The organism is Actinomadura spongiicola, from assembly GCF_003432485.1.
GTDB classification, from domain to species: Bacteria; Actinomycetota; Actinomycetes; order Streptosporangiales; family Streptosporangiaceae; genus Spirillospora; species Spirillospora spongiicola.
Genome location: NZ_QVNQ01000003.1, coordinates 119904 through 143356 on the forward strand (window position 1 = coordinate 119904; position 23453 = coordinate 143356).

At 69.7% G+C, this 23453-nt stretch carries 19 protein-coding genes and 1 tRNA gene; 6 read left to right on the plus strand and 14 right to left on the minus strand.

What is annotated here, in order from left to right; all coding sequences use genetic code 11:
- Window positions 1-8: 8 nt before the first annotated feature.
- From rpsA to D0T12_RS09280, 3 genes are all read right to left on the minus strand, one after another.
- On the minus strand, window positions 9-1499 hold the full coding sequence (gene rpsA, locus D0T12_RS09270; RefSeq protein WP_117399102.1) for a 30S ribosomal protein S1: 1491 nt from the start codon (window positions 1497-1499) through the stop codon (window positions 9-11).
- A 228-nt stretch (window positions 1500-1727) separates the two neighbouring features.
- Window positions 1728-2681, minus strand: coding sequence for a polysaccharide deacetylase family protein (locus D0T12_RS09275; RefSeq protein ID WP_233525936.1), 954 nt, complete (start codon window positions 2679-2681; stop codon window positions 1728-1730).
- 467 nt (window positions 2682-3148) lie between these two features.
- The gene (locus tag D0T12_RS09280) at window positions 3149-3697 is read right to left on the minus strand and encodes a winged helix-turn-helix transcriptional regulator (protein ID WP_117399104.1); all 549 of its coding nucleotides are present in this window, start codon (window positions 3695-3697) and stop codon (window positions 3149-3151) included.
- 84 nt (window positions 3698-3781) lie between these two features.
- On the opposite strand from D0T12_RS09280, the gene D0T12_RS09285 reads away from it, so the two are divergent.
- Complete coding sequence (locus D0T12_RS09285) at window positions 3782-5182, plus strand: MFS transporter (RefSeq protein WP_117399718.1); 1401 nt, start codon at window positions 3782-3784, stop codon at window positions 5180-5182.
- A 571-nt stretch (window positions 5183-5753) separates the two neighbouring features.
- Here D0T12_RS09285 and polA read toward each other — a convergent pair.
- Window positions 5754-8444, minus strand: coding sequence for a DNA polymerase I (gene polA, locus D0T12_RS09290; RefSeq protein ID WP_117399105.1), 2691 nt, complete (start codon window positions 8442-8444; stop codon window positions 5754-5756).
- A 14-nt stretch (window positions 8445-8458) separates the two neighbouring features.
- Between polA and D0T12_RS09295 the strand changes: the two genes are divergently transcribed.
- Window positions 8459-8878 carry a PaaI family thioesterase gene (locus tag D0T12_RS09295; protein WP_407642070.1) on the plus strand — a complete coding sequence of 140 codons (420 nt, stop codon included), beginning with the start codon at window positions 8459-8461 and terminating at the stop codon, window positions 8876-8878.
- Window positions 8879-9137: 259 nt separating this feature from the next.
- Entirely contained in the window at window positions 9138-9695 is a 558-nt protein-coding gene (locus D0T12_RS09300) for a DUF4352 domain-containing protein (RefSeq protein WP_117399106.1), read from the plus strand.
- A 106-nt stretch (window positions 9696-9801) separates the two neighbouring features.
- On the opposite strand, the gene D0T12_RS09305 is transcribed toward D0T12_RS09300, so the two are convergent.
- The 6 genes from D0T12_RS09305 to D0T12_RS09330 form a co-directional block, all read right to left on the minus strand.
- A complete protein-coding gene (locus tag D0T12_RS09305) occupies window positions 9802-10620 on the minus strand; it encodes an ABC transporter ATP-binding protein (RefSeq protein WP_117399107.1) in 819 nt (272 codons plus the stop codon).
- A complete protein-coding gene (locus D0T12_RS09310; protein ID WP_117399720.1) occupies window positions 10610-11380 on the minus strand; it encodes an ABC transporter ATP-binding protein in 771 nt (256 codons plus the stop codon). Before D0T12_RS09310 ends, D0T12_RS09305 begins: the two co-directional genes overlap by 11 nt.
- Window positions 11381-11397: 17 nt before the next feature.
- On the minus strand, window positions 11398-12573 hold the full coding sequence (locus D0T12_RS09315; RefSeq protein WP_117399108.1) for a branched-chain amino acid ABC transporter permease: 1176 nt from the start codon (window positions 12571-12573) through the stop codon (window positions 11398-11400).
- Complete coding sequence (locus tag D0T12_RS09320) at window positions 12570-13535, minus strand: branched-chain amino acid ABC transporter permease (RefSeq protein WP_117399109.1); 966 nt, start codon at window positions 13533-13535, stop codon at window positions 12570-12572. The genes D0T12_RS09315 and D0T12_RS09320 overlap by 4 nt, the downstream gene beginning before the upstream one ends.
- Before the next feature lie 109 nt (window positions 13536-13644).
- The gene (locus tag D0T12_RS09325; RefSeq protein WP_199487389.1) at window positions 13645-14823 is read right to left on the minus strand and encodes a branched-chain amino acid ABC transporter substrate-binding protein; all 1179 of its coding nucleotides are present in this window, start codon (window positions 14821-14823) and stop codon (window positions 13645-13647) included.
- A gap of 286 nt (window positions 14824-15109) precedes the next feature.
- The gene (locus D0T12_RS09330) at window positions 15110-15727 is read right to left on the minus strand and encodes an ANTAR domain-containing response regulator (protein ID WP_117399111.1); all 618 of its coding nucleotides are present in this window, start codon (window positions 15725-15727) and stop codon (window positions 15110-15112) included.
- A 117-nt stretch (window positions 15728-15844) separates the two neighbouring features.
- Between D0T12_RS09330 and D0T12_RS09335 the strand changes: the two genes are divergently transcribed.
- Window positions 15845-15917: transfer RNA gene (locus D0T12_RS09335), tRNA-Leu, on the plus strand.
- 271 nt (window positions 15918-16188) lie between these two features.
- On the opposite strand, the gene pyk is transcribed toward D0T12_RS09335, so the two are convergent.
- Both pyk and D0T12_RS09345 read right to left on the minus strand, forming a co-directional pair.
- Window positions 16189-17619, minus strand: a complete 1431-nt coding sequence (gene pyk / locus D0T12_RS09340; RefSeq protein WP_117399721.1) for a pyruvate kinase — start codon at window positions 17617-17619, stop codon at window positions 16189-16191.
- Window positions 17620-17726: 107 nt separating this feature from the next.
- The gene (locus D0T12_RS09345) at window positions 17727-18275 is read right to left on the minus strand and encodes a type 1 glutamine amidotransferase domain-containing protein (protein ID WP_117399112.1); all 549 of its coding nucleotides are present in this window, start codon (window positions 18273-18275) and stop codon (window positions 17727-17729) included.
- A gap of 78 nt (window positions 18276-18353) precedes the next feature.
- On the opposite strand from D0T12_RS09345, the gene D0T12_RS09350 reads away from it, so the two are divergent.
- Window positions 18354-19052, plus strand: a complete 699-nt coding sequence (locus D0T12_RS09350) for a helix-turn-helix domain-containing protein (protein WP_117399113.1) — start codon at window positions 18354-18356, stop codon at window positions 19050-19052.
- Window positions 19053-19344: 292 nt separating this feature from the next.
- On the opposite strand, the gene D0T12_RS09355 is transcribed toward D0T12_RS09350, so the two are convergent.
- Window positions 19345-20223 (minus strand): hypothetical protein, encoded by an 879-nt coding sequence (locus D0T12_RS09355; protein ID WP_147339460.1) that lies wholly within the window; start codon window positions 20221-20223, stop codon window positions 19345-19347.
- Window positions 20224-20549: 326 nt separating this feature from the next.
- On the opposite strand from D0T12_RS09355, the gene D0T12_RS09360 reads away from it, so the two are divergent.
- Window positions 20550-21977: a pyridoxal phosphate-dependent decarboxylase family protein gene (locus D0T12_RS09360; protein ID WP_117399115.1), complete on the plus strand. Its 1428-nt coding sequence runs from the start codon at window positions 20550-20552 to the stop codon at window positions 21975-21977.
- Between the two features lie 4 nt (window positions 21978-21981).
- On the opposite strand, the gene D0T12_RS09365 is transcribed toward D0T12_RS09360, so the two are convergent.
- Window positions 21982-23445 carry a glutamate synthase subunit beta gene (locus tag D0T12_RS09365; protein WP_117399116.1) on the minus strand — a complete coding sequence of 488 codons (1464 nt, stop codon included), beginning with the start codon at window positions 23443-23445 and terminating at the stop codon, window positions 21982-21984.
- Between the last annotated feature and the right edge of the window lie 8 nt (window positions 23446-23453).

Below are 23453 nucleotides of genomic sequence, written 5' to 3' on the forward strand. Positions count from 1 at the left end.
CCCCGGGGTCACTGGCCTCCGGACAGCTTCTCCCGCAGCGCGGCGAGCGCCTCGTCGGTGGCGAGCGCGCCACCGCCGGACTCGCTCTCCCCGCCGCCGGAGTAGGAGGTCTCGCCGCCACCGCCGCCGCTGCCGCCCGCGGGCTCCCCGCCGGCCTCGGCCTCGGCCTTGCGGGCCTCCTCGATCTGCTTGCGGTGCGCGTCGAACCGGGACCTGGCCTCGGCGTACTGCCGCTCCCACGTCTCACGCTGCTCGTCGAAGCCCGGCAGCCACTCGCCCGTCTCGGCGTCGAAGCCCTCGGGGTACTTGTAGTTGCCCTGCTCGTCGTACTCGGCGGGCATGCCGTACAGGGTCGGGTCGAAGTCCTCTTCCTCGATCCCGGCGGCGCCCTCGTTGGCCTGCTTGAGGGACAGGCTGATCCGGCGCCGGTCGAGGTCGATGTCGATGATCTTCACGAAGATCTCGTCGCCGACCTGGACGACCTGCTCGGGGATCTCCACGTGCCGCTCGGCCAGCTCGGAGATGTGCACCAGGCCCTCGATGCCCTCCTCGACGCGGACGAACGCGCCGAACGGCACCAGCTTGGTGACGCGTCCCGGCACGACCTGCCCGATCTGGTGGGTGCGGGCGAACTGCTGCCACGGGTCCTCCTGCGTCGCCTTCAGCGACAGCGAGACCCGCTCGCGCTCCATGTCGACGTCCAGGACCTCGACCGTGACCTCCTGGCCGACCTCGACGACCTCGGACGGGTGGTCGATGTGCTTCCAGGACAGCTCGGAGACGTGCACCAGCCCGTCGACCCCGCCGAGGTCGACGAACGCGCCGAAGTTGACGATGGACGACACGACGCCCTTGCGGACCTGGCCCTTCTGCAGGGTGTTGAGGAAGGTCTGGCGGACCTCGCTCTGCGTCTGCTCGAGCCACGCGCGCCGCGACAGCACCACGTTGTTGCGGTTCTTGTCCAGCTCGATGATCTTGGCTTCGAGCTCGCGTCCCACGTACGGCTGCAGGTCGCGCACGCGCCGCATCTCGACCAGCGAGGCGGGCAGGAAGCCGCGCAGCCCGATGTCGAGGATGAGACCGCCCTTGACGACCTCGATGACGGTGCCGGTGACGATGCCGTCCTCGTCCTTGATCTTCTCGATCGTGCCCCAGGCGCGCTCGTACTGGGCGCGCTTCTTGGACAGGATCAGCCGCCCCTCCTTGTCCTCCTTCTGGAGGACGAGGGCCTCGACGTGGTCCCCGACGGACACGACCTCGTTCGGGTCGACGTCGTGCTTGATGGACAGCTCACGCGAGGGGATGACGCCCTCGGTCTTGTAGCCGATGTCGAGGAGGACCTCGTCACGATCGACCTTGACGACAGTGCCCTCGACAATGTCGCCGTCATTGAAGTACTTGATGGTCTCGTCGATCGCGGCGAGGAAGGCTTCCTCGGACCCGATGTCGTTGACCGCTACCTGCGGGGTGGTCGAGGTGGCCTCGGTGCTGCTCGTCATGTGTCGGCTGGCTCCGGTACGGACATGGAAGTCGTATGGGTTGTGCGCGGAGGGCCGTTATCCGCCCTGCCGAAGACCGGAATGGGACGCGGACACCGCCGCGTCGGTGAACCGAACCGTTGTCGCCGACCTGACCGAGCGCGAGCCTGCTCCGTCCGAAGCGCACGCAGGCCCACAGCGCAGCGATCAGGATATGGGACCAGCCTCGCGGGGTCAATCCGCTCAGGGTCAGTACGCCCGCGCCCTGCCGCGATGTTCCTTGGCCAGCCGCCCCTCGGCCGTCCTGGGAAACGTCACGGTGTTCGAGTCCCCGTCAGATGTGTACCGTTCATCAGGATTCTTGTCCAGGTAATCGAGCCACGCCGTCGAACAGAACTTCGTACAGTCGTTCTCTTCGACCTTGCCCTCGGACCGCACCCGGGTGATGTTCCACCGGTCGAAGTTCTCGTCGAACGGCGACGGCGACGGCCGCCACCCCGCGAGGAAGATTCCCCGGAAGGTGTACCGGCCGCCGTCCGCCCGAGCCCACGCCGCCTTCCGCGGGACCGCCCCGTACGGGTACGCCAGCGTCGTCGTGTGCCTTCCGGTCAGCCGGACGACCCGATCCTCCAGCCCACCGATCTCCGCACGCACCTCGCCCTGCGACAGGCCCCCCAGGCTCGGATGCGACATCGTGTGGTTGCCGAGCTCGAACCCGCGCTGGACGAGCCACTTCAGCCCCACCGCCGCCTGCGCGTCCGCCATCCCGAACAGATCCTTGTTCAGATAGAACGTCGCCACCGCCCGAAACCCGGGGTTCTCCCGCGCGACCCGCTGAATGATCGCGACCGCCGTGTCGCCCTTCGGCCACCCGTTCGCGTCGAGCGCGAAGTGCCCGGGCGTGCTGTCGTCGAACGTCAGCACCACCGGATGCCTCCCGGCCGGCACATCGAACCGCCCACCGACGAACTCCGCCGCCGTGATCGGCGTGTATCCACTCTTGGCCAGCCGCGTCAGCTCGTCGTACAGCTCTTTCGTCGACCGATCCAGCGGCGTCTCGGCCTTCGGCACGATCCGGTGATACATCAACACCGGAACCTGTCCCAACTCGTTCGCCTTGACGGCCACGGCCCCCGGCGCCGCCCCCGGAACCGGCCCCGCCGGCGTCGCGACCACCGCCGGCGCCCGAGGCGTTCCGCTCACCTCGGCGCCCGCCCCACCGACCCGCGCCGCGGCTTGCCTCTTCTCAGGCCGAACCGCCGGCAACACCAGCCCGAGGACCACCGCGCAGACGACCACAACTCCAGCGATCTTGTGAAGCAGAGGCACGCTACCCCCCGCCGGTAAACCCGAACAGGACCCGGGGACACAGTACGGCCCCCCAGACATCTACGGACACCCACCCGAATACCCGCATGATCCCCATTAACCCTGCGGCGCGACTCCCAGACTCTCCGTCACGAGGCGACGATGCTCACCCCTCAACACCCGCCTCACCGACCAGGCGCACTGTGCCCGCCCCGCACACCAGCCCGTCCGGCCAGCCGAGGCGCACCGGAACAAGGCCAAGACTTGACTCACCAAAACCCCGCAATGACCCGCACCGCACCAATCCGCACCCAAGCACTTCCCGCTCTGAAGCAGTCCGGTGTCAAGGCGACCGGCCTGGATCACCCCGCGTCGAGAACGGCGTCCGACGAGTCCTTCTCGGTCCGACTCCCCTCCGTCGCCGGCTGGGGCCTGCGCCAACGCGGGTTGCGCCGCACACCGAGGTTCTCGAGGCCGACCTCGTTCCCGGTGTCGCTGCGTAGCTCGACCCGCACCGGAGCGCCGGTGTCGTGTTCGACGTACAGGAGCGGCGCCTGGCCGTCCTGGAGGTACTTGTCGCCCCACTGCATCAGGGCGAGGACGACCGGCAGCAGGTCGCGGCCCATCTCAGTGAGCACGTACTCGTCGCGGGTGCGGCCGCCCTCGTCGCGGTAGGGGCGCTTGGCGAGCAGTCCGGCCTCGGTGAGGTGGCGCAGCTGCCTGGCCGCGATGCGCTCGGTGATCCCGACGCGTCGCGCGAAGCCGGTGAATCGGGTGGTTCCGTAGTAGGCCTCGCGCAGGATCAGCAACGTCGACCTGGTCCCGACGATCTCCAGGGCCTTGACCAGCGAACAGTGGTCGGTCTTCCACGAGCCGAGGTCCGCGAGGGGACCTTCCATCACAGCGGGCATGCCCCCATGCTATCCGCCACGACTTCACCAATGTATAGTCAGCGATCTGCCTATACAAAAGTGAAGTCAGATGGGATGTTCCGGATGGTTTCAGAAGCGCCGACGACCGCCGCCCGGCGAGGCGACCGGTCGACCGCCGTCGTGTTCGTGCTCTGCGCGGCCGCGTTCATGGCCATGCTCGACGTCTTCGTGGTCAACGTCGCCTTCACCGACATCGGCAGGAGCTTTCCCGGCTCGTCCCTGCCCGACCTCAGCTGGGTTCTCAACGCCTACACGATCGTCTACGCGGCGCTGCTGATCCCGGCCGGACGCCTGGCCGACCGGCACGGCCGAAAGATGGGATTCCTCACGGGCCTCGTCCTCTTCACCCTCGCCAGCGCCGCCTGCGCGACCGCACCGACGCTGTGGTGGCTGGTGACGTTCCGCGTGCTGCAGGCCGCCGGTGCCGCCGCGCTCACTCCCGCAAGCCTCGGTCTGCTGCTCACCGCCCTGCCCCCCGAGCGGCGCGCGGGTGCGGTGAAGATCTGGGCGATCACCAGTTCCCTTGCCGCGACGCTCGGTCCGGTGACCGGTGGGGCACTGGTGCAGTTGTCCTGGCAGTGGGTGTTCCTCATCAACCTGCCGATCGGCATCCTGGCCTTCGCCGCGGCGAGGCGCGTCCTCCCCGAGTCGCGCGACGTCTCGGGGAGGACCCCCGACCTTCCCGGCGGGGCGCTGCTCGCCATCACCCTCAGCGTGGCCGCACTCGGCCTGGTGAAAGGCGACGTGTGGGGTTGGGCCGACACGCTGACATTGGGCGCCTTCACCACCGCGATCATCGGACTGGCGCTCTTCCTCCTCAGGATCAAACGGCATCCCACCCCGTTCATCGATCCGGCCCTGTTCCGCGTGCCGGCCTTCGCCTGGGCCAACACCACGGTCCTGCTGTTCTGCACGGCGTTCGGCGCGGCCTTCCCCTGCGTCGTCCTGTGGCTGCAGAACGTCGCGGGGTTCAACGCGATCGACACCGGCCTCGCGATCATGCCGGGCCCGCTGATGGTCCCGGTCTTCGCGATAGCCGCCCAACGGCTGGTCCGACGAGTCTCCCCAAACATCGTGGTCGCCTCGGGAAACCTTCTGTTCTGCGCCGGCGCGGCGATGCTGGCCCTCGGCGCCTCCGCCGACGTGCGCTACGTGACGCAGATCCTGCCCGGGTGGCTCATCATCGGCGTAGGCATCGGCCTGGCCCTCCCCACCCTGCTGGGCGCCGCCACCACCGGCCTGCCCCCCGCTCAGGCCGCCACCGCCAGCGCCGTGGTCAACACCAGCCGCCAACTCGGCTACGTCCTCGGCGTCGCCATCCTGGTCGCCGTCATGGGCACGATCCCCTCCTCCTCGAACCAAGCACAAGCACTCTTCGAGCACGCCTGGTGGTTCATAGCCCTGACAGCGGCCCTAAGCGCCCTCACCGCCCTAGCCATCAAGCCCCGCAACACCCACCCATAACCGACCCCGATCTCGCACCCGGCAGCACGACAATCCACCCCACTGCAACGAACCAGCCCCCACCGTCCCCCGACCCCACAACCACCCCATTAGTTCCAACGTCTGCGACCGCGTCCGGTGGCAGCTTCAAACGAAGCAAGAACCCGATCGCGCAACGAGCCCAAGCCAAGCCGAACCCACCACCCCACCCCCCCACACAACCTCAGGGTTCGCGATCGCGTCCGAAGGCAGGTTCAAGCGAAGCGAGAACCTGATCGCGCAGCGAGCCGCAAGGCGAGCCGAAGCGATGCAGCGATCGCACCGCAGTTCACGACGATGGAGGCCCCCAGGGCCGAAGGAGAAGTGCACTGCAAACAAACACAGCAACCCGCCCTACCCACCCACCCCAACCCCCACAGCAACCCCCCAACAACCTCAAGGTTTGCGATCGCGTCCGAAGGCAGGTTCAAGCGAAGCGAGAACCTGATCGCGCAGCGAGCCGCCAGGCGAGCCGAAGCGATGCAGCGATCGCACCGTGTTTTTCGACGATGGAGGGCCGCCAGGCCCGAAGGAGGAGAAAAATACAAAAAGGCTAGTGCGCTGCTTCCTGCCAGGTTCGGCCGGTGCCGGTGGAGATGCTGAGGGGGGCGCGGAGGTCGTAGGCGCCGGCCATTTCGGTGCTGACGAGGGTTTTGAGGTCGTCGAGTTCGCCGGGGGCGACTTCGAAGACGAGTTCGTCGTGGACTTGGAGGAGCATTCGGGAGGTGAGGCCGGCGGTGGTGAGGGCGCGGTCGACGTTGAGGCTGGCGACTTTGATGATGTCGGCGGCGGAGCCTTGGATGGGGGCGTTGAGGGCCATGCGTTCGGCCATTTCGCGGCGTTGGCGGTTGTCGGAGTTGAGGTCGGGGAGGTAGCGGCGGCGGCCGAGGATGGTTTCGGTGTAGCCGTCCTGGCGGGCTTTGGAGACGACGTCGCGGAGGTAGTCGCGGACGCCGCCGAACTGTTGGAAGTACTCCTCCATGAGGCCGCGGGCCTCGTCGGGGGAGATGCGGAGTTGTTGGGAGAGGCCGTAGGCGGACAGGCCGTAGGCGAGGCCGTAGTTCATGGCCTTGATGCGGGCGCGGAGTTCGGAGTCGATCTGGTCGGGTGGGAGGCCGAAGACGCGGGAGGCGGTGATGGTGTGGAAGTCGGCGCCGGAGTTGAAGGCTTCGAGGAGGGCGTCGTCTTCGGAGAGGTGCGCCATGATGCGCAGTTCGATCTGCGAGTAGTCGGCGGTGAGGAGGGTTTCGTAGTCGTGGGAGACGACGAACGCCTCGCGGATCTGGCGGCCTTCGGCGGTGCGGATGGGGATGTTCTGCAGGTTCGGGTCGGTGGAGGAGAGACGGCCGGTGGCGGCGATCATCTGGTTGAAGGTGGTGTGGATGCGCCCGGCGTCGTCGGCCATGGGGATGAGGGAGTCGACGATGCTCTTGAGTTTGGCGACTTCGCGCCAGCGGAGGATGTGGTCGAGGACGGGGTGGGGTTCTTTCTCCTGGAGGTTGGTGAGGGCCTCGGAGTCGGTGGTGTAGCCGGTCTTGGTGCGTTTGGTCTTGGGCAGTTTGAGTTCGTCGAAGAGGACTTGCTGCACCTGTTTGGGCGAGCCGAGGTTGAATTCGTGGCCGACCTTCTCGTGTGCCTGTTGTTCTTGCTCTTTGACCTGGGCGCCGAGGGACGCGGAGAGCCCGGCGAGGTGGTCGGTGTCGACGGCGATTCCGGCGCGTTCCATGCCGGCGAGGACGCCGACGAGCGGGAGTTCGACGTCGTGGAGGAGGCGGGTGGCGCCGCGTTTGTCGAGGTCGATGTCGAGGACGTCGGCGAGTTCGGTGACGGCGCGGGCGCGGACGGCGAGGGCCTGGGCGGCTTCTTCCTCGCCGGAGCCGTCGAGGGTGAGCTGCCCGTTGTCCTCGGTTTCGCTGCGCAGTTCGCGGTGCAGGTAGCGGAGGGCGAGGTCGGCGAGGTCGAAGGTCCGCTGTCCGGGGAGGGCGAGGTAGGCGGCGAGGGCGGTGTCGCTGGTGACGCCGTCGAGGGTGAGGCCGCGGGCGGCGAGGGCCAGCATGGGCCCTTTGGCGTCGTGGATCGCCTTGGGGCGGCGGGCGTCGGCGAGGTAGTCGGCGAGGGCGCGTTCGTCGTCCTCGATCAGCTCGGCGGGGTCGAGGTGGACGGCGGGGCCGTGTTTGGACGCCAGGGCCAGGGCGGTGATCTCGCCGGTGCCGCGGCTCCAGGTGCCGGTGACGGCGATGCCGAGGCGGTCGCCGGCGTTGGCGTCGAGCCAGGCGCCGAGCGCGCCGGGCTCCAGGGTGTCGAGCTGGACGTCGAAGCCCTCGTCGGCCTCGGGTTCGGCCGTGGAGATGGTGGCGTACAGGCGTTCGCGCAGGACGCGGAACTGGAGCGAGTCGAAGAGGGTGTGGATCTCCTCGCGGTCCCACTGGCCCATCGCGAGCTGCGGCGGCGTCAGTTCGAGGCCGACCTCGGTGTCGAGCTTGTTGATCTGGTGGTTGCGCAGCACTCCGGCGAGGTGTTCGCGGAGGCTGTCGCCGGCCTTGCCCTTGATCTCGTCGACGCGGTCGACGAGGGTGTCGAGGTCGCCGTACTTGGTGAGCCATTTGGCGGCGGTCTTCGGGCCGACGCCGGGGACGCCGGGCAGGTTGTCGCTGGTCTCGCCGACGAGCGCGGCGAGTTCGCGGTACCGCTCGGGTGGGACGCCGTACTTGGCCTCGACGGCGGCGGGGTCCATGCGGGAGAGCTCGGAGACGCCGCGGACCGGGTACAGGATGGTGACGTCGTCGTTGACGAGCTGGAAGGCGTCGCGGTCGCCGGTGACGATGAGGGTCTGCATGCCCGCGTTCTGGGCCTGGACGGACAGGGTGGCGATGATGTCGTCCGCCTCGAACCCGGCGACGGACAGCCGCGGGATGCGCAGCGCGTCCAGCACCTCGAAGATCAGGCTGATCTGGCTGCGGAACTCGTCCGGGGTCTTCTGCCGTCCGGCCTTGTACTCGACGTACTGCTCGTGCCGGAACGTCGGCTCGGAGCGGTCGAACGCCACGGCGATGTGGGTCGGCTCCTCGTCGCGCAGGACGTTGATGAGCATGGAGGTGAAGCCGTACACGGCGTTGGTCGGCTGGCCGTCGGTCGTGGAGAAGTTCTCCACGGGCAGCGCGAAGAACGCCCGGTAGGCCAGGGAGTGCCCGTCGAGCAGGAGGAGCCGTTCGCGCTTGTCAGGGGTCGCTGCTTTCGTCGCCACACCAGGACTCTAGTCTGCGTGGACGACACTTTCTCGGAGGTGCGGTGACCGGAGACGTGTACGGCGACCTGGCGAGGACCATGGGCGTCGAGTACCTGGAGACCTCGGCGGAACGCGTGGTGGGGCGGATGCCCGTGGCGGGCAACACCCAGCCGTACGGGTTGCTGCACGGCGGCGCGTCGTGCGTCCTGGCGGAGTCGCTCGGCTCCATCGCCGCGATGATGCACGCCGGGGAGGGCCGTATCGCCGTCGGCATCGAGATCAACGCCACCCATCACCGGTCGGCCACGGAGGGGCATGTCACGGGTGTGGCGACCCGGGTGCACGGCGGCCGGACGCTCGCCACCTACGAGATCGTCGTCACCGACGACCGGGACCGGCGGATCTGCACCGCGCGCCTGACCTGCATGATTCGGGACGCTCCCGGGGCGTGACGGCGTGCGCGGCCCGTCGGGGTCGTCCTTCCTTTGCGGTGCGCGCCTCGGGGTCTGTAGCGTGGATCGGAACGGCCCGGGGTCACCGAGTAGACAACGTACGCGCCCGGGGAAGGTTCGTACGGCCCCAAAGGTGACCCCGGGTCAACGCGTGTCCGGGGACGGTGCGACACCGGCATAGCGCCGTCGGTGGTTTCGGTTGGGTTGCGAATCGCCCCGGCGTCTTCAACCGCGCCGTGATCGGCCGTACCGTCCGAGCATGCGCCTGCGTGTCCCTCGTCCGCGGATCCCGGCCGCCGCGATCGCGCTCGGCGCCGTCGCCGTCGCGCTGCCCGGCTGCTCCGGTTCAGAGCGGGCCGAGGCGCCGCCCACCTACCACGTACCGGCCGAGCGGGCCCGCGAGGACGAGTCCGTCCCGCGTGGCAAGACCGGGCGCAGCGCCGACCTGCACTTCACCGTCCTCGGGTTCCGGGAGGGCATGACCGAGGTGATGGGCACCCACGCCGCGATGGGCTCGAAGGGCACTTTCACCCGCGTCCGGGTCCTGGCCGTCAACACCGGTCGCGACATCCAGGTCTTCGACACCTGGAAACAGCGTCTGGTCACCACCGACGGCGCGGCCCACTCCCCCGACGTCAACGCCACCATGATCAAACGGCAGCCGGAGCGGCTGTCGGTCGGGGCGTCCATGCGCGTCGAGTTCGACGTGTGGTTCGACGTGCCGCGCGGCGCGCGGACCCGGGCCGTCCGCCTCTACGGCTCCCCGCCCGTCGGCGCCGTCAGGGACCCCGCCCCCGCCGAGATCCGCCTTCCCTGACCCGGCTCGCCCGGCCCCCAGGCGCACCCCAGAGCGCACAACGCGACGCGCCCGCCCAGACCCGGCGAACCGGACTGGACGGGCGCGTGACGCGAACTGGGAGCCGTTACGTGGAACTTCCCTCTTCCCGGTCGTCCGCCGGTTCGGCGGACGGGGCGTCCGAGGCCGAGGCAGCCGACGAGGCCGACGCGACGTCCGGGGCCGCGGCCAGGTCGTCGCCCGACGCGCCACCCAGGTAGGCCGCGCGGACCTGCGGGTCGTCGAGGAGGTCGCGCGCCGGGGCCGACTTCACGACCCGGCCCGTCTCCAGCACGTACGCGCGGTGCGCGATCTGCAACGCCTGCTGGGCGTTCTGCTCCACCAGCAGCACCGTGGTGCCCCGCCGGTTGATCTCCACGATGATCGAGAAGATCTGCTGGACGAGCATGGGCGCGAGGCCCATCGACGGCTCGTCCAGGAGCAGCACCTTCGGCTTGGCCATGAGCGCGCGCCCGATCGCGAGCATCTGCTGCTCGCCGCCGGACATCGTGCCGCCCGCCTGCGTCCGCCGCTCGGCCAGGCGCGGGAACAGCTCGTACGCCTCGGCCAGTTCCTTGGACGCGTCGTCCTTCCGGGCGTAGGCGCCCATCAGGAGGTTCTCCTCCACGGTCATCCCGGGGAAGATCCCGCGCCCCTCCGGGGCCTGCCCGATCCCGGCGAGGACCCGTTTGTGCCCGGGCATCCGGCTGATGTCCCGGCCGTCGAAGCGGATCGCGCCCGAGGACAGGTTCCGCAGGCCCGAGACCGTCTTCAGCGTGGTCGTCTTCCCGGCGCCGTTCGCGCCGATCAGCGTCACGATCTCGCCGTCGTCGACGGACGCCGTGATGCCCTTCAGCGCCGCGATCTTTCCGTAGTGGACGTGGATGTCCTCGATCTCAAGAAGCATCGGCCGGAGCCCCCAGATACGCCTCGATCACCCGCGGATCGTTCTGCACCTCGGCCGGAAGGCCGTCGGCGATCTTCTGCCCGAAGTCGAGCACCGCGACCCGGTCGCTGATCCCCATCACCAGGCTCATGTCGTGCTCGATGAGCAGCACGGTCACGCCGGTGTCGCGGATCCTGCGGATCAGGTCCTGCAACGCCACCTTCTCCGCGGGGTTCATGCCCGCGGCGGGCTCGTCCAGCAGCAGCAGCTTCGGGTCGGTCGCCAGCGCCCGCGCGATCTCCAGACGCCGCTGGTCGCCGTACGGGAGGTTCTTCGCGGCCTCCTCGCCGCGGTGCGGGATGCCGACCAGTTCCAGCAGCTCACGGGCCTTCTCCCGGCCGCGGCGCTCCTCCCGGCGATGCCACGGCAGTCCGAGGCTCGCGCCGACGAATCCCGTCCGGTGGTGCGCGTCCGCGCCCACCAGGACGTTCTCGACCGCCGACATGTTGTGGAACAGGCGCACGTTCTGGAACGTCCGCGCCACACCCAGTTTGGTGACGACGTACCGCTTCTTTCCGTCGATGCGCTTGCCGCGGAACACGACCTGGCCCTCGGACGGCCGGTACACGCCGGTGGTGACGTTGAACACCGTCGTCTTCCCGGCGCCGTTCGGGCCGATCAACGCGAAGATCTCGCCCTCGGCGATCGTGATGTTCACCTTGTTGAGCGCGACCACGCCGCCGAACCGCATGACGATGTCGCGCAGTTCGAGCACGGGCATCGGGTTCTTCGTCCCGCTCACTTGCCCTCCTCCCGTGTCTCCACCGGGCCGGGGCCGTCATGTTCCGGTACGGCGACCTCGGCTCCCAGGCTGCCCATGCCGCCGGTGCCCTCGGCCAGTTCGGCCTTGCGCTGCCGGGACGGCCACAGCCCCTCCGGACGGAAGATCATCATGACCACCAGTGCCGCACCGAAGATCAGCATCCGGTAGTCCTTCAACTCCCGGAACCGCTCCGGCAGCCAGGCCAGCAGCGCGGCGCCCAGCATCACGCCGGGCAGGTTGCCCGAACCGCCCAGGACCACACCGGCCAGGATCAGCGCCGACACGATGAACTCGAAGTTCAGCGGGGTGATGGACGTCTGCTGCGAGGCGTAGACCACGCCGCCGCTGCCGCCGATCGCGGCGCCGATGGCGAACGCCGCCAGCTTGAACTTGAACGTCGGCACGCCCATGAGCTCCGCCGCGTCCTCGTCCTCGCGGATCGACGCCCACGCGCGGCCCACCCGCGACCGCTCCAGCCGCTTCACGAAGATGATCGAGACGATGATGAACAGCAGGAGCAGGTAGTAGTACGGACGGGCGTCCAGCAGGCCGTACTTCAGCGGCTGCACGCCGAGGATCTCCCACTCCGACAGCGACGGCGGGTGCGGGATGCCCTGCACACCGCGCGGTCCGTTCACGTAGTCGCTGTTGTTCGCGGTCCGTTTGACGATCTCACCGAAGCCGAGCGTGACGATCGCCAGATAGTCGCCGCGCAGCCGCAGTGTCGGCGCACCGAGGATCACCCCGGCCAGCGCGGAGAACGCGATCGCCAGGACCAGCGACTCCCAGAACGTCCAATGGTACTTGGTCGCGAAGATCGCCATCGTGTAGGCGCCGACCGCGTAGAAGGCCACGTATCCGAGGTCGAGCAGGCCGGCCATGCCGACCACGACGTTCAGGCCGATCGCGAGCAACACGTAGATCGCGATCTGGGTGCTCAGCATCCCGGGCCAGTCGACGCCGCTCGGCGCCATGAACGAGCCGATCGACTCGCTCGGCAGGAGCAGCCCGCCGATGATGAGCAGGCCGTACACGATCCAGCGCACCGCGGCCGGGGCGCCGGCCCAGGCGTCGCGGAGCGGATCGAGGGAGAGCCTGTCGCGGACCTGGCCGAGGCCGCCGTTTCCGTTTCCGTTCTTCGTGAGGTTCATGCGCGCGCCCGCTGGAGAGATTCACCGAGAATGCCGGTGGGACGGAACATCAGGACGAGGATCAGCAGGGTGAACGCGACGACGTCCCGCCACTGAGATCCGAAGATGCTCGACCCGTACATCTCCAGCAGCCCCAGGGTGAAGCCGCCGGCCAGCGCGCCGCGGATGTTGCCGATGCCGCCGAGCACCGCCGCGGTGAAGGCCTTGATGCCGAGCAGGAATCCGACGAAGTAGTTCGTGGTCTCGAACCGCAGGAAGTACAGCGCGGCGGCGACGCCCGCCATGATGCCGCCGACGAGGAACGTCGCCGACACCACCCGGTCGATGTTGACGCCCATCAGGACCGCGGTCTCCGGGTCCTGCGCCGTCGAGCGGATTCCGCGGCCGAGCCTCGTCCGGTTCACGAACTGGTCCAGCGCGACCATCATCAGCACCGCGCCGACGAAGATGATCAGTTGATCGTTGCGGATCACGATCCCGCCGGTGTCGACGACGTTCGACAGATCCTTGAAGTGCTCGTTGACGTCGAGCTTGCCCCCCTCCTTCGAGGTCCCGAAGATCCAGCGAACGCCCACCGTGCCCATCAGCTGCTGGATGAAGATCGACGCGCCGATCGCGGAGATCAGCGCCGCGAGCCGGGACGCGCCTTTCTTGCGCAGCGGCCGGTACGCGGTCGCCTCCAGCAGCATCGCGCCGCCGCCCGCGACGGTGCCGGCCACCACGGCCATCAGCACCACGACGCCGATGAGGGCGAAACCCCCCACGTCGGACACGCCCATGGACCGCGCGGTCCACAGCGCGGCGAACGTACCGACCATGAAGATGTCGGCATGCGCGAAATTGATCAGCCTGAGCACGCCGTAGACCATCGTGTAGCCGAGCGCCAAAAGCGCGTAGATCGCGCCTAGCGCCAGCCCGTCGATGGTCGACGGCCAGAATTGATTGATGAAGTCGTCGAGCACCTTCGGTCGCCTTCGTCAAAGGAGCGGGAGCGCTGTAGCGCTCCCGCTCCCGCGCCATCAAGGGCCCCCGGAACGGGGGACGGTCAGGTCTGTACTGGCGTGGTGACGCCTACGAGACCTTCGCTTCGTTGCTGTTTCCGAGGAGGGGGATCGTGTTGCCCTTCACCTCGTAGATGAAGATGTCCTGCGCCGCGAGCTCACCCTTGTCGTCGAACTTGATCGGCTTCCCGACACCCTGGGCGTTCAGCGTCTTCAGGAAGTTGTTGATCGCCTCCGGCTCGGTGTGGCCCGCCTTGACCGCCTCGATGAAGGCCGTCGCGGCGTCGTAGCCCTCCGTCGAGTAGATCGCGACCTCGGAACCGAACTTGGTCTTGTAGTCGGTCGCGAACTTCTTGGCCTTCTCGTTGGTCTTGCCCTCGGCGTCGATGAGGCAGCCGCAGCTCAGCAGCGCGCCCTGCGCGTTCTCCTGGCCGGCGCCCTCGATCAGCCCGGCGGCGAGCGAGCCGTCGCCCGACATCATCTTGCCCTTGTAGCCGCCCTCGCGGAGCTGCTTGAAGAGCCGTCCCGCCACCGCGTAGTAACCACCGAAGTACACCGCGTCGGGCTTGAACTGGTTGATCTTGTTGACGGTCGAGGAGTAGTCCGTGGCCTTGTCGTCCACCGCGTCCGTCTGGGTCTGGGCTCCCTTGCCGCCGGCCGCCTTCGCGATGGCGTCGGTGAGGCCCTTGCCGTAGGCCTGGTTGTCGGACACCAGGTACAGCTTCTTCGCCTTGACCGAGTTCACCAGGAAGTTCGCGGCGCCGTCACTCTGCACGGCGTCGTCGGCGACCACGCGGTGCCAGTACTTCCAGCCCTTCTCGGCCAGCGTGATGCTCGTCGCGGACGGCGACACGCTCGGGACCTTGGCCTCTTCCAGGATCGGACCGACGCTCTCGGACTCACCGGAGAAGGCGGGCCCGATCAAACCAACGATCTTGTCGTCCTTGACCGCGCCCTGCGCCAGGGGCGTCGCCTGCTCCGCCTTGCCCTGGCTGTCATATGTCTTAAACTTGATCTTGACCTTGGGGTTGGTCGCGTTGTACTGCTCGATGGCCAGCTGCGCGCCCTGCTTGGGCGGGATCACCAGACCCGAGTTCTCACCGGTCAGGTCGCCCATGAACCCGATCGTGACCTCGTCACCGCCGCCGCCGCTACCCCCGTCGTCATCGCCACCGCAGGCCACGGCGCTGAGTGCGAGCGTCACGCCCATCACCACCGCGCCGGTGATCCTCATCTTGTTGCGCCGCAAGGTGCCCAACCTTTCCATCCGGATCCAGGAGAGGATCGGGTACGAGTCGTGCCCCGACGCCGACTCTCGGTTGGAGGAATCGGTCAACCGGGGACCAGGTATGTCGTACACCGTCGACCCGCCCCAGAACAGGACCCTCGGATAGAAGGGTTACTCGTTCGTTACGACCCCGTGCTCATCCGATACCGGGCATTGCCAGGCATGATTACTCTACGTAATCAACCAGGTCCAGTCCGAATCTTTCGGTTTGACTCTTGACAACGTGATGAATGGCAGGGTTGAAACGTCAACTCGCGGGCGGCTCGTCCGGCCCCTGCGGCCCCGTCCCGGAGCCCCGCGACTCGCCTCCCGCGGCCCCCGCCACGACCGCCTCCGCGACGGCCCGCATCGTGAGCCGCCGGTCCATGGACGTCTTCTGGATCCACCGGAACGCGTCCGGCTCCGACCACCCGTGCGCCTGCTGCAACAGCCCCTTGGCGCGGTCGACCACCTTGCGGGTCTCCAGGCGTTCCTGCAGGCCTGCGACCTCCGCCTCCAGCGCCCGCAGCTCGGTGTACCGGCTGACGGCCATCTCGATCGCCGGCGCGAGGTCGGTCTTGGAGAACGGCTTGACGAGGTAGGCCATCGCGCCCGCCTCCGTGGCACGCTGGACGAGTTCGCGCTGGGAGAACGCGGTGAGGATCACCACCGGCGCGATCCGCTCCGCCGAGATCCGCTCCGCCGCCGAGATGCCGTCCAGCACCGGCATCTTGACATCGAGGATCACCAGGTCGGGACGCAGCTCACCGGCCAGCCGCACGGCCGCCTCACCGTCCCCGGCCTCTCCGACGACCTCGTATCCGTCCTCCTGAAGCATCTCCTTCAGGTCCAGCCGGATCAGGGCCTCGTCTTCCGCGATCACCACTCGCCGAGCGCTCTCCACGCCCACGAGCCTACCGAAACCCGCTACCCTGTCCTGTGCCGCCCCTGCCAGGGCACCGCCCAGCTATCATCGCCTCGTCGTCCGCTTTCACCGGACCAAGCCCCGATATCCCAACGGCAGAGGAAATGGTCTCAAACACCATCTAGTGTGGGTTCGAATCCCACTCGGGGCACACCTCACGAAGCCGCCGCCCGGCGAAAGGCGGCGGCTTCGACGCTTCTTCACCCCTCACGCGTCCGTCGAACGGCCCCGGACGGACGACGAGCGCCTCGCGGACAGCGAATTATCGACGGTCGTCCACGCCACCGCGCGCACGTTTCCGGAGTGACGTGCAAATGAGATCGGTTAGTGATCCAGCGCCTCGAACCAGCGGCGCCGGTCTGAGACCGGGGCACCGCGCGGGTGCGGTCGCGCGGTGCCCGGCGGGCCGCCCGGGGCGCCGGTCAGTGCTGGACGGCGATGGCGTCGCCGATGGCGTGAACGCGGAGCGCGTTGGTGGAGCCGGGGGTTCCGGGGGGCGAACCGGCGACGACGACGACCTTGTCGCCCTTCTGGCAGCGGCCGAGTTCGAGGAGGGCCTGTTCCACCTGGGCGAACATGGCGTCGGTGTGGTCGGCGTGCGGGACGACGAAGGTCTCGACGCCCCACACGTGGGCGAGGCGTCCCCGGACGGCGGGCACGGACGTGAAGGCGAGCAGCGGGATCGGCGACCGGTAGCGGGACAGGCGCCGGGCGGTCTCCCCCGACATCGTGAACGCGGCGAGCGCCTCGGCGCGGACGATGGCGCCGACCTCGGCGGCGGCGCGGGCGATGGCCCCACCGACCGTCTCGGGCATGCGCTCCAGGGTGTGGGTGGCCTGGAGGGCGGCCTCCTCCGCGGTCTGCACGATCCGGCTCATGGTCAGCACCGACTCGACGGGATACTGACCGACGCTGGTCTCGCCGGAGAGCATCACGGCGTCGGCGCCCTCGAAGACGGCGTTGGCGACGTCGGAGGTCTCGGCGCGGGTGGGCCGCGGCGCGGAGATCATCGATTCGAGCATCTGGGTGGCGACGATGACCGGGCGGGCCTTCTCGCGGCAGAGCTCGATGGCGCGCTTCTGGACGATCGGGACCTGCTCCAGGGGCAGTTCGACGCCGAGGTCGCCGCGGGCGACCATGATGCCGTCGAAGGCGGCGACGATCTCGGGAAGCCGCTCGACCGCCTGCGGCTTCTCGATCTTGCCGATGAGGGGGACGCGCACGCCCTCCTCCTCCATGATCTGGTAGCAGATGTCGGCGTCGGCGGGGGTGCGGACGAACGACAGGGCGACCAGGTCGACGCCGAGGCGCAGCGCCCAGCGCAGGTCCCGTTCGTCCTTGTCGGTGAGGGCGGGAACGCTCACCGGGACGCCGGGAAGGTTGAGGCCCTTGTTGTCGGAGACCATGCCCCCGACGGTGACGGTGGTGTGGACGCGGGCGCCGTCGACGCCGGTGACCTCCAGGGCGACACGGCCGTCGTCGATGAGGACGGTGTCGCCGGGGCTGACATCGCCGGGCAGGCCCTGGTAGGTGGTGGAGACCTCGCGCCGGGTGCCGGGAACGTCGTCGGTGGTGATGGTGAACGCGTCGCCGAGGGTGAGGCGCACGGGGCCGTCGGGGAAGCGCCCGATGCGGATCTTGGGACCCTGCAGGTCCGCGAGGATGCCGACGCCGCGTCCGGTGGCGTCGGCGGCGGCCCGGACCCGGTGGTAGACCTCCTCGTGGACGGCATGGTCGCCGTGGCTCATATTGAGGCGCGCGACGTCGATGCCGGCCTCGACGAGGGCCTGGATCTGCTCGGTGCTGGAGCAGGCGGGGCCGATGGTGCTGACTATCTTCGCTCGACGGTTCACGTGCACAACCGTACTTAGTTACCTGCGGGTAGGTATGTTCATGCAGGATATGGTCGTTTGGGGTTCACCGAGTGGTCTAGCTCAAGGTCTAGACCACAGGGGGCCGGTCAGCGTTTGAACGCCTCGACGGCGGCCTGGCAGAACGCCTTGAGATCGTCGGGCTTGCGGCTGCTGACCAGGACGTTGGGCCCGTCCTCGCAGATCCGCACCTCCTCGTCCACCCAGGTGGCCCCGGCGTTGCGCAGGTCCGTCCGGAGGCTCGGCCACGAGGTGACGGTGCGGCCCCGGACCACGTCCGCCTCGATGAGCGTCCACGGGCCGTGGCAGATGACCGCGACGGGCTTGCCCGCGTCGAAGAACGCCTTGACGAACGCGACCGCGTCCGGGTCCGTGCGCAGGAAGTCGGGGTTGGCGACGCCGCCGGGCAGTGCGAGCGCGTCGAACGCGCCGGGATCGGACTCGGCGACCGTGGCGTCCACGGGAAAGGTGTCGGCCCGGTCGAGGTGGTCGAACGCCCGGATCTCCCCGGACGCGGTGGAGATCAGCCGGGGCGTCCCGCCGGCCTGCTCGACGGCCGTCCAGGGTTCGGTCAGCTCGACCTGCTCGGTGCCCTCGGGTGCGCAGAGGAAGGCGATTGGTCCTGCCCTGGAGATCATTGTTCGGCATGGTCGTTCTCCTGTTCGGAAGGGGTCCTCCGTGGCCCTGCCCGCGAGCGCGGGTGATATGCAGGAGAGGTGAAGGCGACGGGCTCTGTTCGGCCGAGTTATCGCGAGTATCCGGCGCCGGGGCTGGCGTGCTCGTGGACGGCGACGCTGCCGCGGGACGCCGAGCCGTTCACGCAGCGCGTCGTGCCCGACGGGTGCGTGGACCTGATGTGGTCGGCGTCGGGAATCCTGGTCGCGGGTCCGGACACCGGGCCGATCCCGGCGGTGATGGAGCCGGGCGACGCGGTGACGGCGGTGCGGTTCGCGCCCGGGACGGCGCCGCCGGTGCTGGGCGTCCCCGCGGACGCGATCCGCGACGGGCGGCTGCCGCTGCGGGACCTGTGGGGCGGGGAGGCCGACCGGCTGGCGGAGACCGTCGGCGCGGCGCGCGACCCCCGTGCGGCACTGGTCGCGGCGGTCCGCGAGCGGATGCGGCCCCCGGATCCGCTCGTCCCGGCGGTGGTGTCCGGGCTCGAAGACCGTTCGGTGCGGGACGTGGCGGACGGCCTCGGCATCAGCGAGCGACAGCTCCGGCGACGTTCCCTCGCGGCGTTCGGTTACGGACCGAAGACGCTCCAGCGGGTACTGCGATTCCAACGGGCGCTGAGGCTGGCCCGCGCAGGCGAGCCGCTGGCGGGCGCTGCGTTCGCGGCGGGCTACGCCGACCAGGCGCATTTCGCACACGAGGTCCGCGCACTGGCGGGCGAACCCGCCCGAAACCTGCTGTGAGCTGTACTTATTGCAGGCACGGCCCACTTCGCTCGCCTAGCGGCTCGCTACGTGACCGTCCCTGGGCGAACGCGCATCGCTTCGCGATCCGCCCGGTTCCGCTCGCCTCCGGCATCGCTGCACCGGGCGGGTCACGCGTTCGCGTGCGGGCTGAGGCCGTTGCGTTTTGCAGGTCCGGCCCTCCCCGCTTGCCTTGCGGCTCGCTTCGTGAACGTGTCTGGGGGAACGCGGTATCGCTTCGCGATCCGGTCGGTTTCGCTTGCGACGGGCGGGTGTGCGGTCGCGTGCCTGGCTAGGGCTTGAGGCGATTGTGGGCGTGGAGGGTGCGTAGGCGTTCGACGGTGATGAGGCCGCGCCATTCGGGGCGGGTGATCGGCGTCCAAATGAGGAAGGGGACGTCCCAGCCGCCGTCGTCGGCCTGCGCGTCGATCAGGGCGTCGAGGTGGGCGTCGATGGCGTCGGCGGTGAAGAGGCGGCGGCCGTACCCGTCCGGTGTCGGGGCGAAGTCGAGCGGAAGGTGCTGGGCTCCGGCGGCGTGCGGGTCCAGGGTCACGGGTGCGGCGAGGGCGTCGCGGAGGCGGGTGAAGGCCGCCTCGGCGCGGTCCCGGTCGGGGACGTGGTCGAGGAACGCGAGGATGGACAGGGCGTCGTACGGGCCCGGTTCGGTGTCCGTGTCCTCAAGGTGGCGCCAGCAGAAGTCCGTGGCGGGGCCTAGCCAAGGGTGGCGGGAGCCCGCGCGGTACAGCATCCCGGCGAGGGTGCCGGTGGGGTTGATGGCGCCGGGCGGGTCGTCGGGCGTCTGCCACCACGGCGCGTGAGGGGTTTCGCGGACGCTCGGCAGCACGAACGGGACTCCCCCGTCCGGCGCGGTGATGGACGCCAGGTAGTCGCCAATGCGGTCGACCCTCGGGTCGTCGTCGGCGCCGCACTCGTGGAGGACGTCGAGGGCGTGCTGGGCGGGGACGGGTTGGCTGCCCTCGCCGCGCAGGTCGGGCTCGAGGGCGTGCCCGTATCCGCCGTCGGGGTTCTCGTAGGCGCGCAGGGCCGCGAGGACGGGTCCGGCGGGCCCGCCGCGGAAGTGGAGGGCGAACCGGTGCCGGTCGATGAGACGGCCGTTGAGGCGGAGGAACTCGGCGGCGCGGTCAAGGCCGCTCGCGGGCAGAACCTTCATGACCCCACCGTAGGAGGGCCGCATCCGGCCGGTCTTGCAGGAAACGGACACCGGGATCCGGGTCAGGGGGTGGGCCCGGCCACCCCAGCGGTGAGTGGCCAGGCCCCTGAGGTCCCGCGTGCAACGTGCGGGAGCAGGCGGTTCACGGTGGCGTGACAGGGCTCGGGCCGTCCGGCCGCCGTTCGATGAACCTGGGCCGGACGGTAGTCGACCGACCGGGAGTCCACAAGTGGGTGCCGGGTGGCCGGATGTGTCCGTGATCTGGTGGTTGCGTGAGTGGCGGAGCCCGTTCCCGGAGAGGGGCTGTATGTGGTCTGCTGTCCGACATGAGTGATCCGCTTGACGAACGTGACGTGGCCGGCGAGCCGCTCGCCGTGGTGGCGCGGGCGGCGGGGCCGTATTTGGAGGGGCTCGGCGAGCGCCCGGTCCACGACCCCGCGCAGGACGTCCTGCTGGACGAGCTCGGCGGCCCGCTGCCCGCGGAGGGCGACGGGGCGGTCGCCGCCGTGGAACGGCTGGTACGGGTGGGGACGGGCGCGGCGACGCATTCGTCCGGGCCGCGCTGCTTCCACTTCGTGGTGGGCGGGGCGACCCCGGCCGCGATGGCGGGTGACTGGGCGACGTCGCTGCTGGACCAGGGCGCGGGCCTGTGGGTCCTGTCGCCGTTCGCCGCGCGGGCGGAGACGGTCGTGCTGGGCTGGCTGAAGGACCTGTTCGGGCTGCCCGCCTCGTTCGGGGGCGTGCTGACCCCGAGCGCGACGCTCGCGCACGTGACGGGCCTGGCGTGCGCCCGGTACTGGTGGGCGGACGGCTACGGCGTGGACGTGACGTCACGCGGCCTCGGCGGGCTCCCGGTGATGCCGGTGTTCAGCAGCGGGCTGGTGCACGTGAGCACCCGCAAGGCGCTGCAGATCCTCGGCTGCGGCCGGGACACGCTCCGCACGTTCGCGCGGGACGACGCGGGCCGGGTCGATCTCGCCGCGATGGAGGCGGCGCTGGAGCGGGTCGGCGGCCGGGCGGTGATCGTGGCGAACCTCGGTGAGGTCAACACCGGCGACTCCGACCCGATCGACGAGCTCGCCGACCTGGCGGAGCGGCACGGCGCGTGGCTGCACGTGGACGGCGCGTTCGGGATGTTCGCCGCCCTGTCGCCGCGTACGGCGCATCTGGCGCGCGGCGTGGAACGTGCCGACTCGGTGACCGCGGACGGGCACAAGTGGCTGAACGTGCCGTACGAGAGCGGTTTCTCGTTCGTCCGGGACCCGGCGCTGCTGTCCCGCGCGTTCGGCGCGTGGGGCGCGGCGTACCTGCCGGACGCGGACGACGAGCGGATCAACTACAACATGCTGGGCCCGGAGTCGTCGCGGCGGGCGCGGGCCCTGCCGATCTGGGCGACGCTGCGCGCGTACGGGCGCGACGGCTACCGCGCGATGGTGGAGCGGCATCTGGACGTCGCCCTGCACCTGGGTGAACTGGTCGAGGCGGCGCCGGACCTGGAGCTGCTCGCGCCGGTGCGGCTGTGCATCGTGTGCTTCCGGTACCGGCCGGACGGCGTCCCGGAGCATCGCCTGAACGAGCTGAACGCCCATCTCGGCGAGGCCCTCCTCGCCGACGGACGCGTCTTCGCGGGGACGAGCACGTACCGGGGCATGACCGTGTTCAGGCCCGCGCCGCTGAACTGGCGGACGACGAAGTCGGACGTGGAACTCCTCGTCGACGTCGTCCGGGAACTCGGCGCGGACCTGAACGGCTGAACGGTCAGGCGATGGGACGGGCGGTGGGCGGGATCGGGTACGGCAGCGACGTGTGGCCGGTGAGGTAGGCGTCGACGGCGTGCGCGGCGGCGCGGCCCTCGGCGATGGCCCACACGATGAGCGACTGGCCGCGGCCCATGTCGCCCGCGGCGAACACGCCGTCCACGGACGTGGCGTAGTCGCGGTCGCGGACCACGTTGCCGCGCTGGTCGAGGTCCACGCCGAGCTGGTCGAGCAGCCCCTCCCGCTCCGGGCCGACGAAGCCCATCGCGAGCGTGACCAGTTCGGCGGGGATCTCCCGTTCGGTGCCCTCGACCGGCTGGAACCCGGTCTGCGGGCCGCCGACCTCCACGAGCCGCAGCGCGCGGACGTCGCCGTTCCCGTCGTCGACGAACTCGGTGGTGGACACCGCGTACACGCGGTCGCCGCCCAGGTCGGCGAGTTCCTCGTGGGCGCTCTCCACCTTGAACAGCATCGGGTACGTCGGCCACGGCTGCGCGTCAGGACGGGTCTGCGGCGGGCGCGGCATGATCTCCAGCTGGGTGACGGACGCGGCGCCCTGCCGGATCGCGGTCCCGATGCAGTCGGCGCCGGTGTCGCCGCCGCCGATGACCACGACGTGCTTGCCCTTCGCGGAGATCGGCGACTCGTCGAAGTCGCCCTCCTGGACCCGGTTGGCCGGCGGCAGGTACTCCATCGCCTGGTGGACGCCGTTCAGCTCCCGTCCGGGGACGGGCAGGTCGCGCCAGGCGGTGGCGCCGCCCGCGAGGACGACGGCGTCGTGCCCGGCGCGCAGCTCGTCGGCGGTGACGTCGACGCCGACGTTCACCGACGTCCGGAAGACGGTTCCCTCGGCGCGCATCTGGTTCAGGCGCCGGTCCAGGTGCCGCTTCTCCATCTTGAACTCGGGGATGCCGTAGCGCAGCAGGCCGCCGATACGGTCGGCGCGCTCGTACACGGTGACGTCGTGCCCGGCGCGGGTGAGCTGCTGCGCGGCGGCGAGGCCCGCGGGCCCCGAGCCGACGACCGCGACCGTCCTACCGGTCCGCACGGCGGGCGGCTGCGGGCGCACCCAGCCCTCCGCGAACGCCCGGTCGATGATCTCGACCTCGACCCGCTTGATGGTCACCGGGTCCTGGTTGATGCCGAGGACGCAGGCGCTCTCGCACGGGGCGGGGCACAGCCTCCCGGTGAACTCCGGGAAGTTGTTGGTGGCGTGCAGCCGTTCGATCGCCTCGTGCCAGTCCTCGCGGTAGACGAGGTCGTTCCACTCGGGGATGAGGTTGCCGAGCGGGCAGCCCTGGTGGCAGAACGGGACGCCGCAGTCCATGCAGCGGCTCGCCTGCTTCTCGACGCGGTCGCGGCCGAAGTCCTCGTAGACCTCGGACCAGCTGCGGATCCGCACGTCGACCGGGCGGCGCTTCGGGAGCTCCCGCCGGACGGTCAGAAAACCCTTCGGGTCGGCCATTGAAGGAA

Bases quoted from the DNA above. Each gene is read 5' to 3' on its own strand.
- rpsA (WP_117399102.1), bottom strand. From the start codon at position 1,499: ATGACGAGCAGCACCGAGGCCACCTCGACCACCCCGCAGGTAGCGGTC.
- D0T12_RS09280 (WP_117399104.1), bottom strand. From the start codon at position 3,697: ATGCCCGCTGTGATGGAAGGTCCCCTCGCGGACCTCGGCTCGTGGAAG.
- D0T12_RS09285 (WP_117399718.1), top strand. From the start codon at position 3,782: ATGGTTTCAGAAGCGCCGACGACCGCCGCCCGGCGAGGCGACCGGTCG.
- D0T12_RS09300 (WP_117399106.1), top strand. From the start codon at position 9,138: ATGCGCCTGCGTGTCCCTCGTCCGCGGATCCCGGCCGCCGCGATCGCG.
- D0T12_RS09305 (WP_117399107.1), bottom strand. From the start codon at position 10,620: ATGCTTCTTGAGATCGAGGACATCCACGTCCACTACGGAAAGATCGCG.
- D0T12_RS09310 (WP_117399720.1), bottom strand. From the start codon at position 11,380: ATGCCCGTGCTCGAACTGCGCGACATCGTCATGCGGTTCGGCGGCGTG.
- D0T12_RS09315 (WP_117399108.1), bottom strand. From the start codon at position 12,573: ATGAACCTCACGAAGAACGGAAACGGAAACGGCGGCCTCGGCCAGGTC.
- D0T12_RS09345 (WP_117399112.1), bottom strand. From the start codon at position 18,275: ATGATCTCCAGGGCAGGACCAATCGCCTTCCTCTGCGCACCCGAGGGC.
- D0T12_RS09355 (WP_147339460.1), bottom strand. From the start codon at position 20,223: ATGAAGGTTCTGCCCGCGAGCGGCCTTGACCGCGCCGCCGAGTTCCTC.
- D0T12_RS09360 (WP_117399115.1), top strand. From the start codon at position 20,550: ATGAGTGATCCGCTTGACGAACGTGACGTGGCCGGCGAGCCGCTCGCC.
- D0T12_RS09365 (WP_117399116.1), bottom strand. From the start codon at position 23,445: ATGGCCGACCCGAAGGGTTTTCTGACCGTCCGGCGGGAGCTCCCGAAG.